Source organism: Citrobacter telavivensis, from assembly GCA_009363175.1.
In the GTDB taxonomy this organism is placed as follows: domain Bacteria; phylum Pseudomonadota; class Gammaproteobacteria; order Enterobacterales; family Enterobacteriaceae; genus Citrobacter_A; species Citrobacter_A telavivensis.
The window spans coordinates 5125639-5142257 of record CP045205.1 but is presented as its reverse complement, the minus strand read 5'-3'; the positions used below and the strand labels follow the sequence as shown (position 1 = coordinate 5142257).

Sequence of the window (16619 nt, the reverse complement as noted above, 5' to 3'; positions counted from 1 at the left end):
AGGATGAGTGGTTGAAAATGAAGCGAGAAGAGGCTGGAATGCGGCCCAATGGTGAGATCTTTACGTTGCCTTACGTTCAGACGGGGCCGAAGCCCCGTCATCGCGTTTAATTACGGAACGGATTGCTACCGTTGCTGCTGGAAGAACGTGCTGACGCCGGTTGCGCGGCGGGCGCTGCTGCGTTAGCGGCATAGCCGTCAGCGTTAGCGTCCATCTGCGGGGTTTCGGGCGCGACGTGTTCCGGCGAAGTGGAAATCGGTTTGCCCAGCGTGTTGTTCAGCGCCACCAGATCCTGCTCGTTCAACGTACCCAGCGCTGACTTAATATTCAGCTGGTTGATCAGGTAGTTATAACGCGCATTCGCCAGTTGTTGCTTAGCGTTGTACAGCGTGGTGGTCGCATCCAGCACATCAACGATGGTACGTGTACCCACGGAGTAGCCCGCTTCCATCGCATCCAATGAGCTCTGGGCGGAAACAACCGCTTGTTTGTACGCGTTAATACTGCTGATTGACGCATTGATGTTATTGAAGGATGAACGTACGGTCTGCACCACGCTGCGGTGGGCGCTTTCCAGTTGCTCGCTGGCACCAACGAAGTTGTATTGCGCCTGTTTCACCTGCGAGTTAACCATTCCACCCTGATAAATCGGCAGCGAGAAGCTCAGGCCGATTTTGTTCTGGCCCATGTTGCTGTCGTCATACTGGGAGCCTGTCGCGCCACGCGTTTTAGAGCCGCTGTACGAGGTGTCAGACACGTCGGTAGAGGCGGTTAAATCCAGCGTTGGCAGGTGGCCATCCTGCGCCTGGCGAATCTGCTCACGCGCCAGATCCTGGCTCAGACGGGCCTGCAACAGCGTCAGGTTGCGGTTTTCTGCTTCTTTCAGCAGGGCGTTCACCGCCTGCGGTTTGTCGGTCTTGAAGCTGTCAACGTTCAGCGATGCCAGTTCCGGATAGTAGTTGCCGGTGACCTGACGCAGTTCTTCTACCGCATTGTCGAGATCGTTACGGGCAGTCACTTCGTTCGCCAGCACGGTATCGTATTGCGAACGGGCGTTTTGCACGTCGGTGATTGCCACCAGACCCACGTTGAAACGCTGGGTGGTTTGATCCAACTGACGATAAATCGCCTCTTTCTGCGCCTGGGTGTAAGAGAGAACGTCAATGGCGTTCAGCACTTTAAAATAGGCGCTCGCGGTGTTGAGGATCAGCGTTTGCTGGTCCGTCTGGAAGGTCACGTCCTGAATACCCGCTGATTTTTCTTGCAGGGTCAGCGCACGCCATTTCGACATATCGAAAAGGGTCTGCGTTAATTGCAGGGACGCGCTGGTGGCGTTCGAGTTCACGCCATTAGCATCGCGGTAGCCGTTGCTGTAGGTGTAATCGGCACCTAAGCCCAGTTGAGGCAGTAAGGGACTACGTGCTTCGTTAATTTTTTCGAATGCAGCATCGCGATCGGCGGCGGACTTACGCAATTCCGGGTTGCTCAGGCGTGCTTGCTGATAAACTTGCATCAGGTTCTCTGCCTGGCTCAGTGTGCTGAACCCCGACAGGCTCAGGCCGATAAGGATGGGGAGCAATTTCTTCATTTGCATTCCTTGTTGTGAAGCAGTATTTAGCGCTGATCAAATTTTAAAAAATAATTGCTGATTCTAGCAGAATCCGCCACTGCAAAAAGTTGGCGTTCTGTGCCATCAGGCGTTAATTTGCACCAATTTACCACAAGGTCGATGAAACGGCAGTCAAACGCCTATGATATTCACATTTAAATCATTATTGGTACAGGACGGCACAATGCGTAAATCAGGCAACTCGCCAGTAACTTTCTCCAAAAACGATGTAGAAATTATTGCACGAGAAACGCTATATCGCGGTTTTTTTTCGCTGGATCTTTATCGCTTCCGCCACCGCTTGTTCAACGGTGAAATGAGCCAGGAAGTGCGTAGAGAAATTTTTGAGCGCGGTCATGCGGCGGTCTTGCTACCCTTTGACCCTGAGCGGGACGAAGTAGTGCTGGTCGAACAGGTGCGCATCGCGGCGTATGACACCAGTGAAACGCCGTGGCTACTGGAAATGGTGGCAGGGATGATCGAAGAGGGTGAAAGCGTTGACGATGTGGCCCGCCGTGAAGCGATGGAAGAGGCTGGCATCGAGGTGAAACGGACGAAACCGGTACTCAGTTTTCTGGCAAGCCCCGGTGGCACCAGTGAGCGCTCGTCAATTATAGTGGGTGAAGTGGACGCCACGACCGCAAACGGGATTCACGGTCTGGCTGATGAAAACGAAGACATTCGGGTTCATGTGGTAAGCCGGGAACAGGCCTACCGTTGGGTTGAAGAGGGGAAAATTGATAACGCGTCTGCGGTCATCGCCCTGCAATGGCTGCAACTGCACTATAAAGAGTTAATAAACGAGTGGAAAAAATGAAGCGCTATACACCTGACTTCCCTGAAATGATGCGTCTTTGCGAAACGAACTTTTCGCAGCTGCGACGCCTGCTGCCGCGCAATGATGCGCCTGGCGAAACGGTAAGTTACCAGGTGGGCAACGCACAATATCGGTTAACGATTGTTGAATCGACCCGATACACCACGCTGGTGAGCATCGAGCAGACGGCACCGACCATCACTTACTGGAGCCTGCCGTCACTGACAGTGCGGCTTTACCATGACGCCATGGTCGCCGAAGTGTGTTCAAGTCAGCAGATCTTTCGCTTCAAAGCACGGTATGATTATCCAAATAAAAAGTTGCATCAACGCGACGAAAAGCATCAAATTAATCAGTTTCTGGCCGACTGGCTGCGATACTGTTTAGCACATGGAGCGATGGCGATTCCGGTTTACTAGCGTCGTGAAACCTAAGGACACCATTTGGAAAGCCTGTTAAACCTTTCTCTGGCTGGTGAGGCCAGGGTCAGGATCTTACAAATTACTGATACTCACCTGTTTGCCGAAAAGCACGAAACGCTGTTGGGCGTAAACACCTGGGAAAGCTACCAGGCCGTGTTGGATGCCATCCATGCCGACAGGCAGGAATACGATCTGATTGTGGCAACAGGTGATTTAGCTCAGGATCAAACCGCTGCGGCCTATCAGCATTTTGCAGAAGGCATCGCAAGCTTTCGCGCGCCTTGCGTTTGGTTGCCCGGTAACCATGACTTTCAGCCCGCGATGTACAGCGCGTTACAAGAGGCGGGGATCTCCCCGGCAAAGTGCGTCATGATTGGCGACCAGTGGCAAATCCTGCTGCTGGACAGTCAGGTTTTTGGCGTGCCTCATGGCGAACTGAGTGAATTTCAGCTCGAGTGGCTGGAGCGCAAACTGGCTGAGGCTCCTGAGCGCCACACTCTGCTGCTTCTGCATCATCATCCATTGCCTGCGGGATGCAGTTGGCTGGATCAACACAGCCTGCGTAACGCGGCAGAACTGGACAACGTGCTGGTGAATTACCCGCGCGTGAAGTATCTGCTGTGTGGGCATATTCATCAGGAACTGGATCTCGACTGGAATGGCCGCCGTCTGCTGGCGACGCCTTCTACCTGCGTCCAGTTTAAACCTCATTGTGCGAACTTTACCCTTGATAACATCGCTCCGGGCTGGCGTACGCTGGAGCTCTTTGCCGACGGTACGTTGAAAACGGACGTCTGTCGTTTGCAGGGTGCTGAGTTCCGACCTGATACCGCTTCTGAAGGCTACTGATGTCTACGCTTCTTTATCTGCACGGCTTCAATAGCTCGCCCCGTTCCGCGAAGGCCTGCCTGCTGAAAAACTGGCTGCGTGAACAGTATCCCCATGTTGAGATGATTGTGCCTCAGTTGCCGCCGTATCCGGCTGATGCCGCAGAGATGCTGGAATCTATCGTGCTGGAGCACGGCGGTGAGGCATTGGGCGTGGTGGGATCGTCGTTAGGCGGTTATTACGCCACCTGGCTATCGCAGTGTTTTATGTTGCCCGCGGTTGTCGTCAACCCGGCGGTCCGGCCATTTGAACTGTTGATCGACTACCTCGGTCAGAACGAGAACCCCTACACGGGGCAGCAATATGTGCTAGAGTCACGCCATATTTACGATCTTAAAGTCATGCAGATCGACCCGCTGGAAGCGTCGGATTTAATCTGGCTGCTGCAACAGACGGGAGATGAAGTGCTGGACTACCGCCAGGCAGTGGCGTATTACGCCTCTTGCCGCCAGACTGTTATTGAAGGTGGAAACCATGCATTCACGGGCTTCGAAGATTATTTCAACCCGATTGTCGATTTCCTTGGACTGCACAGTTGCTGACAATCATTTCGAATTGCTATTAAAACCATGACGCAAACTTATAACGCTGATGCCATTGAGGTACTCACTGGGCTTGAGCCGGTACGCCGTCGCCCAGGGATGTATACCGATACGACCCGCCCCAACCATCTTGGGCAGGAAGTGATTGATAACAGTGTGGATGAAGCACTGGCGGGCCACGCGAAACGCGTGGATGTGATTTTACATGCCGATCAATCTCTGGAAGTTATCGATGACGGTCGCGGCATGCCCGTGGACATTCATCCGGAAGAGGGCGTTCCGGCCGTTGAACTGATCCTCTGTCGGCTACACGCAGGTGGAAAGTTTTCGAACAAGAACTACCAGTTCTCCGGCGGCCTGCACGGCGTAGGGATCTCCGTGGTTAACGCCCTGTCGAAGCGCGTGGAAGTGAACGTGCGTCGTGATGGCCAGGTGTATAACATTGCGTTTGAGAACGGTGATAAGGTTCAGGATTTGCAGGTCGTTGGCACTTGCGGTAAGCGCAATACCGGCACCAGCGTCCACTTCTGGCCTGACGAAACCTTTTTCGACAGTCCGCGCTTTTCCGTCTCTCGCTTAACGCACGTACTGAAAGCCAAAGCCGTGCTGTGCCCTGGCGTTGAAATCACCTTTAAAGATGAAGTCAATAACAGCGAACAGCGCTGGTGCTATCAGGATGGTCTGAACGACTATCTGGGCGAAGCGGTAAACGGCCTGCCTACGCTGCCGGAAAAACCGTTTATCGGCAATTTTTCCGGTGACACGGAAACGGTCGACTGGGCGCTGCTGTGGCTGCCGGAAGGCGGCGAACTGTTGACCGAAAGCTACGTGAACCTGATCCCGACCATGCAGGGCGGGACGCACGTGAACGGTCTGCGTCAGGGGTTGCTCGATGCGATGCGTGAGTTCTGCGAATACCGCAACATTCTGCCGCGCGGCGTGAAGCTTTCGGCAGAAGATATCTGGGATCGCTGCGCCTACGTGCTGTCGGTGAAAATGCAGGATCCGCAGTTTGCCGGACAGACCAAAGAGCGTCTGTCGTCACGTCAGTGTGCGGCATTTGTTTCCGGCGTGGTGAAAGATGCCTTCAGTCTGTGGCTGAACCAGAACGTCCAGTCAGCCGAACTGCTGGCGGAGATGGTTATTTCCAGCGCCCAGCGTCGACTGCGCGCGGCGAAGAAAGTGGTGCGTAAAAAACTGACCAGCGGTCCGGCACTGCCGGGGAAACTGGCGGACTGCACCGCGCAGGATCTGAATCGTACCGAACTGTTCCTGGTGGAAGGGGACTCGGCGGGCGGTTCCGCCAAGCAGGCGCGCGATCGTGAATATCAGGCGATTATGCCGCTTAAGGGTAAGATCCTGAACACCTGGGAAGTCTCTTCTGATGAAGTGCTGGCCTCGCAGGAAGTACACGATATTTCTGTCGCGATCGGTATCGATCCGGACAGCGACGATCTGAGCCAATTACGTTACGGCAAGATCTGTATCCTGGCGGATGCGGACTCCGATGGGCTGCACATCGCCACGCTGCTCTGCGCGCTGTTTGTGCGGCATTTCCGTACGCTGGTGAAACACGGACATGTCTATGTCGCGCTGCCGCCGTTGTACCGTATCGACCTCGGCAAAGAGGTCTATTACGCGCTGACGGAAGAAGAAAAAGCGGGCGTACTGGAGCAGTTAAAGCGCAAGAAAGGCAAGCCGAACGTACAGCGCTTTAAAGGGCTGGGTGAAATGAACCCGATGCAGTTGCGCGAAACCACGCTGGATCCCAACACCCGTCGTCTGGTTCAGCTCATCATTGATGATGAGGACGATCAGCGCACCAACGCCATGATGGATATGCTGTTGGCGAAGAAACGCTCCGAAGACCGTCGTAACTGGTTGCAGGAAAAAGGCGACCTTGCGGATCTTGACGGCTAATGGTGTTGTTGTGCCGGGTGGCGTCATTCGCGCGCCCTCCGGCACTGTCATTTATGCCGTTTACGGTACTGCAACGGCGTTTCACCGATTCCCTTGCCAAACGCGCTGATAAAGTACGTCACCTCTGAAAATCCTACCTTTTTCGCAATCTCCCGCACGCTTGCTTCACTGTGAAGTAGCGCTTCGCAGGCTTTTCTCAAACGTAATGTATTGAGATAGTCGAGAATGCTTTCCCCGGTCTCAACATGGAAGCGCCGCGACACGTAGCTTTTCGATTTTCCCAGTTCATCTGCCAGCACGCTCAGGCTGAATTTGTGCGTGTAATTTTCATCGAGCCAGAACATCACCTGGCTGGCGATGCCGGTGGCGATTTCCTGCATACTGCACTTATCTTCAGGTAACAGGCTGAATAAGCTTAATAACAGGCAGGCAACGTGCTCGGTGTTGAGCGGCTTCAACGCCGCTATTTTCTCGTAACGACTAAAGAGGAAATCGATGTGTGCATGGATCTCACTAGCGTCGATCACCCAGGCTTCACCGCCGCGAATCGTCAGGTTTTGCAGGCGTTGCTGATTGAGCGGGAAATCACGCAGCACCTTCAATACCGCATGCGGGTCGAGATGAATAATGGTGCGTCGGTAGCTATTCTGCGCCTGCTCATCAACCATGATTTTGTGCAGGGTAAACGGTGGGAAAAAGAACATCCGCCCTGGCCGCATGGTGTACTGCTTATGATCGACCGTGACCACGCCGAAACCTTCTTCTACGTACAGCATTTCCAGACATTGATGCCAGTGGTGGTAGCGGACCGTGTTGGCAAACAGGCGACTAAACGACGCGATAGCATCGTTTAGGGTGATAAGCTCCAGACGTTCTGAATACAGCGGTGCGTTCATGCTCATAGTGCAACAGAATTAAATTTTTACCAGGCTGATTACCTTTATAAACTCTATTTTTAAATTTTCTCAATCACTGTTTCAAAAGAATGTGTCGGGTGTGATTGAGGTAACATTTCTGCCAATGCGCGATTCACTATGCTTTAGCCACTTTATTCAGAGGGGCAGAGTATGTGGTCGGCAACTGAAGAAAAATCAAATCCATTGTCATCCCGTGAAGAGGTTACGCGTGCGGTTAACCTCATTTTGGGGGCGCTGGATAAGCAGTTTCCCGCAGGGCAGGCCCAGTTTTCACTGGGCGATACCTGTGCGCATTACAGTGCGGATATTGCCTGTATGGAAGGGCTTTCGAGAGCGCTGTGGGGGCTCTTCCCGCTGATGGCAGGAGGTGCTGAGGCCCCGTTTGCCGACAAGTACATTCAGGCGATCAGGCTGGGTACCGATCCGCAGAGTCCACACTACTGGGGCGACACCGGGCCTTACGATCAGCGTCTGGTGGAGATGGCGGCGTATGGGCTGGGTCTGGCGCTACTACAGACCCGGTTAACGGCGGCGTTCAGCCCGTCGGAACAAGAAAACCTGTATCGCTGGCTGAATCAGATAACCGATGCGCAGATGCCGGACAGCAACTGGAACTACTTTGCCATCATCGTTCAGCTCGGTTTTAAACGTGCCGGACTGCCGTTCGATCAGACGGCTATCGATCGTCGCTTTGCGCTGATGGAGGCCTACTATCTGGGTGACGGCTGGTATTCCGATGGTCCCGGACGACCCCAGGATTACTACATCTCGATGGCCTTCCATTTTTATGGCTTGCTGTATGCCACGCTGAATCCGGAAGATACCGCTCGCGCCGCCACGTTGCGCGAACGTGCCCGGCGGTTTGCCGAAGACTTTATCTATATGTCGGCGGCCGACGGGGCTTCGGTGCCGTTCGGCCGCAGCCTGACCTATCGATTTGCGATGGTCGCGTTCTGGAGTGCGGTGGCGTTTGCTGAGCTGGATGTACTCACGCCGGGCGTCATTAAAGGGGTGATCCTGCGACATTTACGCTGGTGGCAGCAACGGCCTATTTTTGATCGTGACGGGATCCTGACGTTAGGCTTCGCTTACCCGAATCTGGCGATGTGCGAGGACTACAATTCGCCCGGCTCTCCTTACTGGGCGCTGAAGGTCTTTCTGATCCTCGCGCTGCCGGAAAATCACCCGTTCTGGCTGGCAGAGGAGCAACCCCTGCCACCACTGGCGCAAACGCGCGCGATCCCGCACGCTGGACAAATTCTTCAGCACAGTGAGCATTCCGGGCTTGTCACAATGCTGACATCCGGCCAGCTGGAGCTGAATAACTACGTTAATACCGAGGCGAAATACACGAAGTTTGCCTATTCCAGCCGTTTTGGTTTCACCATTGAGCGCGGGCGTTTTGGTATCAAGCATGCGGCGTGCGATTCCATGCTGCTGTTGGCCGACGGCGATAACTACTTCCGGGGTCGCCGCGACTGCGACGAAGTCCGCGTCGATGAGCGCTTCATTTTCTCGCGCTGGTCGCCCTGGCATGACGTGACGATAGAGACCTGGCTGGTGCCGTTCGGTGAATGGCACATCCGTTTGCACCGCATCAACAGCGCGCGGGTACTGCAAACGGTGGAAGGGGGCTTTGCGGTGATGAAAGCGGAGCACCAGTTGAACGGGCGTGGATGTGTGATTGCCGCCAGCAACGGCAGCAGCACGATTGTGGATCTGTCGCCGGTGATGTCGCGCAGTCCGGGCAGCATCATCACGCCGCCAAACAGCAGCATTATGTTTGCCGAATGTGCCGCGATCCCGGTGCTCTCAACAGAGATTGCGCCCGGAGAAAGCTGGCTCTGCTGTGCGGTCAGTGCATCCGGGCAACACAAAGAATACGCCGCCATTCCGCAATTGCACATTAATACTCACCGGGTCGTGATTCGCGAACCTGAATCTGCACGCCAGTTGTCGTTCTCTTTATAGCGAGGGTGGTATGAATATACGTTCACCGGGTTACAGAACGGAATACTATAAAATCAGCAGTTTTATCTTTCTCTATTTCTTTACCTGGTCGGCAAGCATCGGTTTGTTAGCGATTTGGCTGGGGCAGAAAGCACAGCTTAGCGGTACGGTAATAGGCACTGTCTTTGCCGTGAATGGTATTTTCTCGGTTATCCTGAAACCTATTTACGGCTATATTCTCGATAAAATTGGGATGAGTAAATATCTGCTCTATTTTGTCGTGGGCATGTCGGCATTAATGGCACCCTTCTTTATTTATGTTTACCAGCCATTATTACTTTCTCAAACTTTGTTGGGGATTATTGTTGGCGCGATTTACCTGAGTTTTGCCTGGTATGCCGGCGTGGCGGCCTGTGAATCGTATTCCGATCGCTACAGCCGCCTTAACGGTATGGAATTTGGGCAGATTCGGATGTGGGGTTCACTCGGTTGGGCGGTGGCATCATCGTTCTCGGGACTGCTGTTTAACCTTTCTCCGGCTTATAACTTCATTATGGGCAGCGTGACGTCGGTGGTGATGCTGATGGTTCTGCTGAGTCTGAAGGTGAACGTCAATGCCGCCAATGCCGCTGATGTGCTGACCAAAGAGAAAATCGTCCCGGCAGATGTCTACGCTCTGTTGCGAAACCGTAAGTTCTGGGCATTCTGCCTGTATGTGGCGGGCGTCGCGTGGATGATGTTTATCGCCGAGCAGCAGTTCTCCCGCTACTTTGTGACTTTCTTCTCTGACATCCACGAAGGCAATGCGGTCTTTGGCTATCTGGGCACCGTGCAGTCGGGTATGGAATTCGTCATGTACATGGTGATCCCTTTATTTGTTAATGCTATCGGTGCCAAACGCGGACTGCTGATTGTCGGCGCACTGGTAGGCGCGCGACTGGTGATTTCCGGTCTCTGCGATTCTCACCTGTTAATTTCTGTGCTTAAACCGTTATATGGTCTGGAGATCTGTTTATTACTGGTCTCGGTCTTTAAATATATCGCAGAGCATTTTGATAAACGGGTCAATGCAACCATGTATTTACTGGGATATCAGGCGATGCTGTATGTCGGCAATGTGGTGGTCTCTTCACCTGCCGGATTAATGTATGACCGTATTGGTTTTGAGAAAACCTACATCATCATGGGGATTATCGCCCTGGTCTTTACGCTTATTTCGGCATTTACCTTATCGGCATGCCAGAGTAAACGAAAAAATAATACTGCCCTTGATATCGCTGAAAATAACGCGACAAGATAATTTACGTCATAAGGAACCGAAATATGTTAAATCATATCGTTGAGGAACGCCTGCGCGCTTTTCCTGGTTGGCCGATCGATGCCGGGGCATTTCAGGATGAAATGCGCAGCGCGCGTGAACATGTCCTCGAACTGATTCGTCGTCATTTAACGGAATTCGGTGACCACTTTCCTGCCGAAACCTGTGTGAAGGGATATTACCCATTAACGGATAATGTCGAGTGGACGACCAGTTTCTGGACCGGGCAGCTATGGCTGGCCTGGGAGATGAGCGGTGAAGCGGTGTTCCGGGACATGGCGGAAAAGCACGTCCGCTCTTTTGGTCTGCGAATTGCAGGACGTCACGACACCAACACCCACGACCTGGGCTTCCTGTACACCCTTTCCTGCGTGGCGGCCTGGCGCCTGACGGGAAATCGCGATGCGCGCGGGTTTTCGCTGCTGGCAGCAGAAGCGCTGCTGGAACGTTTTCACGAGAAAGCGCAGATCATTCAGGCGTGGGGCGATCTGAGCGACCCGGAACAGGCCGGGCGAATGATCATTGACTGCAACATGAATTTGCCCCTGTTGTACTGGGCGAGCGAGCAGACTGGCGATCCGCGGTTTGCGGACGCGGCGAAGGCGCACGTCTCCCAGGCGCAGACGTATTTAATTCGTGAAGACGCGTCCACCTTCCATACCTACTACATGGATGTGCACAGCGGTGCGCCGCGCTACGGAAACACACAACAAGGCTATGCCGATGACTCGTGCTGGTCGCGCGGTCAGGCGTGGGGTATTTATGGTTTCCTGTTGAGCTATATCTACACCGGCGACCCGCAGAAGGTGGCGCTGTCGAAAAAACTGGCCAACTACTTCCTCAATCGCCTGCCGGAAGACGCCGTCTGCCATTGGGATCTGGCGCTGGTCGGAACCGATGCGCTGCGTGATTCCTCCTCGGCGGCCATTGCGGTCTGCGGCCTGCTGGAATTGATTAAACATCTACCCGTTACCGACCCGGATCGCGAACGTTACCAGCAGTGGGCGATGGCGATCATGTCGTCGCTGACGAAACACTATTTGATGGCGAAAGAGGAAAAGGGTAACGGTTTGCTGAAACACTCGGTGTATCACCTCTCAAGCAATAAAGGGGTGGATGAGTGTGCCAGTTGGGGAGATTACTTCTACGTGGAGGCGCTGGTGCGATTTACCCAGTGCTGGAAGCTGTACTGGTAAGCGTGAATTTCACTGTCGATCAAAAGGGTAAGCCACGGGAGCTTACCCTTTTGCCATTATGATATCTGATTGATCTTGCCAGAGAGGTCTATTAGGCTCAACCGAGGCGAGAACGCGGATTTAGGATAAGGCAACAACCGGGGATGGACGCCAAAAATACATAATAAGGAAACAGGATGAACAACACACATCTGTCTAAGAGCGTCGACGCCCTTAAACCCTCCGCTATCAGGGAATTACTCAAACATAGCAAAATGCCAGGCCTGATCTCGCTAGGCGGCGGCATTCCCAGCCCGGAACTGTTTGATAAAACAGGGCTGGAAATGGCCACACGCAACATGATGGAAAGCCAGTTTCTGAATGCGTTCCAGTACGGCCTGAGCGAAGGTTATCCGCCGCTGCGGGAAGCGATCGCTCAGTTGTGCCAGAAACGCGGCATTCAGGCTACATCTGAAGCGATTCTGGTGACCAATGGTTCACAGCAGTCGCTGGATATTCTGGCGAGAACGCTGATCAATCCGGGCGATAAAGTGGTGCTCGAACGCCCGACGTATCTTGCCGCATTGCAGGTTCTGCAACTGTCACAGGCGGATATGCTGTCTGTTGGCACCGATAAAGACGGCATGATCGTGGACGAGCTGGAAGTGTTGTTACAGAGCAACACGATCAAGTTCGTGTATATCGTGCCGACGTTCGGTAACCCCGGCGGCGTGGTTCTGAGTGATTCCCGTCGTCAGAAGTTGGTTCAACTGGCGAAACAGCATGACTTTGCCATCATCGAGGACGATCCCTACGGCGAAATCAATTTCACCAATGAGACCTATAAAACGTTGTTCCAGCATGCCCAGGAGAGCGGGTGCTCTGAGCAGGTGATTTATACCTCGACCTTTTCCAAGATTCTGGCCCCTGGCCTGCGCGTGGGTTGGGTGGTGCTGCCGGAATGGATCAGACAAAAAGCGACCATTGTTAAACAGGCAACCGATCTGCATACCAGTGCGCATTCGCAGGCGATGGCGGCCAGCTATTTGACGTTAGGCCGTCTGGAAGATCAAATCCAGATCATTCGTCAGGCGTATCGTGAGAAGTGCAATGTGCTGGCGGATGCGATTCGCAGCGAACTGGGTGAGCATATCTCATTCCATATGCCGCAGGGGGGGATGTTCCTGTGGGGGACGTTCCGTTACGATTTCGATACCACGGCGTGGCTTTCCCGTACTTTGCAGGAAAAAGTGGTGTTCGTGCCGGGAGAGTTTTTCTTCTGCAATAATCCGGATAAACGTACGCTACGTATGTCTTTTGCTACGCCAACGGCGGATGAACTGGAAGAAGCGGTGCGGAGACTGAAAAAAGCGCTGCCCTGAGGCCGCTTTTGCCGGGTCTGACATTGATGGCGGACCCGGCACAACGCGGTATGTTTAAATACCGGATTCCAGAATACGAATATTCATATCCAGCACGTCGCCCTTAACGGCTTCGCTGTAGGCTTTCATGTGCGGGGTTTGCAGGTGCGCTTCAAGATGCGCGATGCTTTCCCACTGCTCAATCATGATGATTGAGTCAGGCGCCGTGGTCTGGAAACTCACGTTTGCCGCATGATCAACCATCGGCGCGTAGCCGTGGCAGCCCTCTTCCTTCAGTACGACAGGAACGATTTTCGCAAACTGATCCAGAACGGCCTGACGGTGATGTTGTCCCGGACGGGTACGGATTTCAGCAATAACTGTAAGCATGGTTAACTCCTTCTAATTCCAGGTTACTAGTTAACCAAAAATCGCCTGCAGATGCTCGCGATATTCTGCAACATAACGTGGTACATCCGGCATTTTAATGACGTCATTGGTAATAAAGGTCGGCAGCGCTTCCATTCCAAGGAATTGATTCGCCTTATGGAATGGCAGATAAACGCCATCGACGCCCACGCCGTGGAAGAACTGATCTTTATCGGTGAAGGCTTCCATCGGCGCGTTCCAGGTCAGGGAGAGCATGTATTTTTTCCCCTGAATCAGACCGCCGGAACCGTATTTTTTCGAGTCATCTGAGCGAGTACGACCATCGCTGGCATACAGCGTGCCGTGACCTTCGGTGAACACGTCATCAATGTATTTTTTCACAGTCCACGGCGCACCCATCCACCAACCCGGCATCTGCCAGATAACCACGTCAGCCCAGACGAAGTTCTGCACTTCTTCTTTCACGTCGTAATCGCTGTCAGCACGGACGATTTTGACGCTATGCCCGAGGTCACGCAGGGTGCCGTCAGCGACTTCCGTCAACGTGTCATTCAGTTGACCGTTGGAGTGCGCGAATTTTTTTGCGCCATTGATAATCAGGACGTTGCTCATTTTTTAGCCTCTCGGGAATGCGTTTGAAGCTAATTTTACGTCAACAGGCGATTCGGTGAAATTAGCAAAATGTGCAAAGTCTTTTGCGTTCGGCGCAATAATTGACGATCACCACCGTACTGTCGCGGTAAAACCACCGTCTGGCGCATTGCCAAACGACACCGTCATTCCGTGCAGGGCGGCAATGCGGCGGACAATCGACAGGCCCAGGCCGCTGCCGGTAGCGTGTTGGCCCGGCGGGCGATAAAAGCGCTCGCCAATATGGGGCAGGACTTCCGCAGTGACGCCGGGGCCGTTATCTCTGACGGTAAACTGTCTGGCGTCAAGCGTAACATCAACCACGCTGCCTTTCGGGCTGTAGCGGATGGCGTTATCCAGCAGATTTCGCACCAGCAGACTGAGCAGCAGCGGTTGTCCGGTACGCGTCACATTGGAAGCATTGATCTGCAAACGCACATCAATATGCGCCTGCTGCGCGGGTTGCCAGATGTCCATCACCGCGGACTGAAGGAGCTCTTCAAGAGAAAGCGTGGCGACATCCTGCAGGTTATCCAGCGAGTCGAGACGAGAAAGCGTCAGGAGTTGGTCGACCAGACGCGTGGCGCGATCGATACCCGTATGGAGTTGCATCAGGGCTTTCTGCCGCGCCAGCGGATCGTCATCAGAAAGTTGCGCCACCTCCGTCTGGACTTTCAGCGCCGTTAACGGACTGCGCAGTTCGTGAGCGGCATCTGACGTAAAGCGTCGCTCGCGCACCATCATGTTATGGGTGCGGGTAAAAAGCTGGTTGAGCGATTCGACCAGCGGGCGCACCTCACTCGGAACGCCATGTGAACTGAGCGGTTCGCTGGATTGCGGATCGCGCAGTCGCAACGCCTGTGCCAGCTTTTTCAGCGGCATGAGCTCCCGATGCAACAACATAATCAGCATCAACAGCATCAGCGGCAGGGCGATAAGCCAGGGGACCAGTTGCGCCGTCACAATCTCCAGCGCCATATCTTCACGATATTCCCACTCCTGGCCGACCACGATACGGTACTTACCATCGACGGAGGTCAGCCAGATAAAACGCCATTTGTCGTCATCGCCGTTGAGTTGGCCGTCATCAAACCCTTCCCGACGGTAGCTATAGGGGATGTTCTGACCATTGTCGCCATCGTGCAGCACCATCTTGCCGTCCGTGGTATAGACGGCAAAGGTCAGCACGTCATCATCAACGTGGCCGTGCTTGAATTTCTTCGGGGTATGCGCCATCCGTTCGGTGGCGTGCAGTTCGTTGATATCAAGCGTAATCAGGCGCTTGGCGAAGAGCATCAACTGAGTATCAAACAGTTCATCGACGTTATCGGTCGTCTTCTTCCAGGCGACAAAACTCGATGCCGCCCAGGTAATGGCTGCCAGAATCAGAAAGATGAGGGTAAGCCTGACGCGCAGGCTGAGTTGCCGGGTCACGATGATGCCTCACCAAGCGTATAGCCAATACCGTGAACGGTGCGAATAAAATTGCTGCCCAGTTTGCGCCGCAGATGGTGAACATGCACTTCAACGGCATTGCTGGTGACCTCTTCGTCCCAGTTATACAGCTTCTCTTCGATGAGCTTGCGCGGCAACACGCGCCCGGCATTGCGCATCAGCAACTCCAGCAGCGCGAACTCTTTTGGCTTGAGTATGAGCGGCTCACCCGCCAGCGTCGCGACCCGATCGCCGGGCGTTAAGGTCACCAGCCCGTGGCGCAGTTCGCTGCTGGCCTGACCGCTGGCACGGCGCATCAGCGCATCCAGCCTGGCAGCGACCTCAATCAGCGCAAAGGGCTTACACAGATAATCATCTGCCCCGAGGCGAAGTCCTTCCACACGCTCGGCCAGTGCGTCGCGTGCGGTGAGGATCAGCACCGGTTCGCGCTTTCCCTGTTCACGCCAGTCGCGCAGAATATCGCGTCCGTCCATCCCCGGTAGCGTGAGGTCGAGGATCACCGCATCATAAGGTGCGCTGTAGAGCGCTTCTTTTCCCTGACGACCTTCCGTAAACCAGTCGACGCTAAAGCCCATTTTACTCAACCCGGTTTTAATGCCGTCGCCAATTAACGCATCATCTTCAATCAGTAAAATTCGCATCGTTTCATCCTTGCGCCCGTCGCCATAACGGCAAGTAAACCGCGATGTCGCACGCGATGTACAGCAAAAATGAGACTTTTTTTTGCCTTAAGAACTCGTTAAGGATTAGCCTGTTTAATGGATATCAAGTGACATCAAAGGGAGAAATGATCATGAAAAAACTGGCTACAATTGTTGCCGTTATGGCGCTCTGCTCTGCACCGGTTTTGGCAGCGCAGCAGGGTGGTTTTTCTGGCCCGTCCGCGACACAAACGCAGAGCGGCGGCTTCCAGGGACCAAACGGCAGTAGCACGACGGTAGAAAGTGCGAAATCCTTGCGTGATGACACCTGGGTGACGCTGCGTGGCAACATCGTTGAACGCATTTCCGATGACCTCTATCTGTTTAAAGACGCGACAGGCACCATCAATGTCGATATCGACCACAAACGCTGGAACGGCGTGACGGTCACCCCGCAGGATACCGTTGAAATTCAGGGTGAAGTGGACAAAGACTGGAATTCCGTTGAAATTGACGTGAAGCAAATCAGTAAAGTCAGCAAATAATCCCCGTCAGGGCCGCGTTCGCGGCCCTTTTCTTTGTGA

General features: G+C 53.8%; 16 protein-coding genes. 10 read left to right on the top strand and 6 right to left on the bottom strand.

Features of this window, described 5'->3' with window-relative positions; translation table 11 throughout:
* Positions 1-106: 106 nt before the first annotated feature.
* Positions 107-1594, bottom strand: coding sequence for an outer membrane channel protein TolC (tolC, locus tag GBC03_27080; GenBank protein QFS73621.1), 1488 nt, complete (start codon positions 1592-1594; stop codon positions 107-109).
* Positions 1595-1793: 199 nt separating this feature from the next.
* Here tolC and GBC03_27075 point away from each other — a divergent pair, with 199 nt between their 5' ends.
* The 5 genes from GBC03_27075 to parE are packed head-to-tail and all read left to right on the top strand — an operon-like array spanning position 1794 to position 6198.
* Positions 1794-2426, top strand: coding sequence for an ADP-ribose diphosphatase (locus GBC03_27075; protein ID QFS73620.1), 633 nt, complete (start codon positions 1794-1796; stop codon positions 2424-2426).
* The gene (locus tag GBC03_27070) at positions 2423-2845 is read left to right on the top strand and encodes a DUF1249 family protein (GenBank protein QFS73619.1); all 423 of its coding nucleotides are present in this window, start codon (positions 2423-2425) and stop codon (positions 2843-2845) included. Before GBC03_27075 ends, GBC03_27070 begins: the two co-directional genes overlap by 4 nt.
* A 24-nt stretch (positions 2846-2869) precedes the next feature.
* Positions 2870-3697 (top strand): 3',5'-cyclic-AMP phosphodiesterase, encoded by an 828-nt coding sequence (gene cpdA, locus GBC03_27065; protein ID QFS73618.1) that lies wholly within the window; start codon positions 2870-2872, stop codon positions 3695-3697.
* Positions 3697-4278: an esterase YqiA gene (yqiA, locus tag GBC03_27060; protein QFS73617.1), complete on the top strand. Its 582-nt coding sequence runs from the start codon at positions 3697-3699 to the stop codon at positions 4276-4278. Before cpdA ends, yqiA begins: the two co-directional genes overlap by 1 nt.
* A gap of 27 nt (positions 4279-4305) precedes the next feature.
* Positions 4306-6198: a DNA topoisomerase IV subunit B gene (parE, locus tag GBC03_27055; protein ID QFS73616.1), complete on the top strand. Its 1893-nt coding sequence runs from the start codon at positions 4306-4308 to the stop codon at positions 6196-6198.
* Positions 6199-6245: 47 nt separating this feature from the next.
* Here the strand turns inward: parE and GBC03_27050 are convergent, their stop codons facing one another.
* The gene (locus tag GBC03_27050; protein QFS73615.1) at positions 6246-7100 is read right to left on the bottom strand and encodes a helix-turn-helix domain-containing protein; all 855 of its coding nucleotides are present in this window, start codon (positions 7098-7100) and stop codon (positions 6246-6248) included.
* Between the two features lie 165 nt (positions 7101-7265).
* On the opposite strand from GBC03_27050, the gene GBC03_27045 reads away from it, so the two are divergent.
* The 4 genes from GBC03_27045 to GBC03_27030 all read left to right on the top strand — a co-directional run bounded on the left by GBC03_27045 (position 7266) and on the right by GBC03_27030 (position 12940).
* Positions 7266-9086: a DUF2264 domain-containing protein gene (locus GBC03_27045; GenBank protein QFS73614.1), complete on the top strand. Its 1821-nt coding sequence runs from the start codon at positions 7266-7268 to the stop codon at positions 9084-9086.
* A 10-nt stretch (positions 9087-9096) separates the two neighbouring features.
* Positions 9097-10365 (top strand): MFS transporter, encoded by a 1269-nt coding sequence (locus GBC03_27040; GenBank protein QFS73613.1) that lies wholly within the window; start codon positions 9097-9099, stop codon positions 10363-10365.
* A gap of 23 nt (positions 10366-10388) precedes the next feature.
* Complete coding sequence (locus tag GBC03_27035; GenBank protein QFS73612.1) at positions 10389-11579, top strand: glucuronyl hydrolase; 1191 nt, start codon at positions 10389-10391, stop codon at positions 11577-11579.
* Positions 11580-11755: 176 nt separating this feature from the next.
* Entirely contained in the window at positions 11756-12940 is a 1185-nt protein-coding gene (locus tag GBC03_27030) for an aminotransferase class I/II-fold pyridoxal phosphate-dependent enzyme (GenBank protein ID QFS73611.1), read from the top strand.
* A 54-nt stretch (positions 12941-12994) separates the two neighbouring features.
* Here the strand turns inward: GBC03_27030 and GBC03_27025 are convergent, their stop codons facing one another.
* The 4 genes from GBC03_27025 to qseB form a co-directional block, all read right to left on the bottom strand.
* Positions 12995-13309 (bottom strand): antibiotic biosynthesis monooxygenase, encoded by a 315-nt coding sequence (locus GBC03_27025; GenBank protein QFS73610.1) that lies wholly within the window; start codon positions 13307-13309, stop codon positions 12995-12997.
* Positions 13310-13339: 30 nt separating this feature from the next.
* Positions 13340-13921: an NADPH quinone reductase MdaB gene (locus GBC03_27020; protein QFS73609.1), complete on the bottom strand. Its 582-nt coding sequence runs from the start codon at positions 13919-13921 to the stop codon at positions 13340-13342.
* A gap of 108 nt (positions 13922-14029) precedes the next feature.
* Complete coding sequence (gene qseC, locus GBC03_27015; protein QFS73608.1) at positions 14030-15379, bottom strand: two-component system sensor histidine kinase QseC; 1350 nt, start codon at positions 15377-15379, stop codon at positions 14030-14032.
* Positions 15370-16035 carry a two-component system response regulator QseB gene (qseB, locus tag GBC03_27010; protein QFS73607.1) on the bottom strand — a complete coding sequence of 222 codons (666 nt, stop codon included), beginning with the start codon at positions 16033-16035 and terminating at the stop codon, positions 15370-15372. Before qseB ends, qseC begins: the two co-directional genes overlap by 10 nt.
* 152 nt (positions 16036-16187) lie before the next feature.
* On the opposite strand from qseB, the gene GBC03_27005 reads away from it, so the two are divergent.
* The gene (locus GBC03_27005) at positions 16188-16580 is read left to right on the top strand and encodes a YgiW/YdeI family stress tolerance OB fold protein (GenBank protein ID QFS73606.1); all 393 of its coding nucleotides are present in this window, start codon (positions 16188-16190) and stop codon (positions 16578-16580) included.
* The last annotated feature ends 39 nt before the right edge of the window (positions 16581-16619 follow it).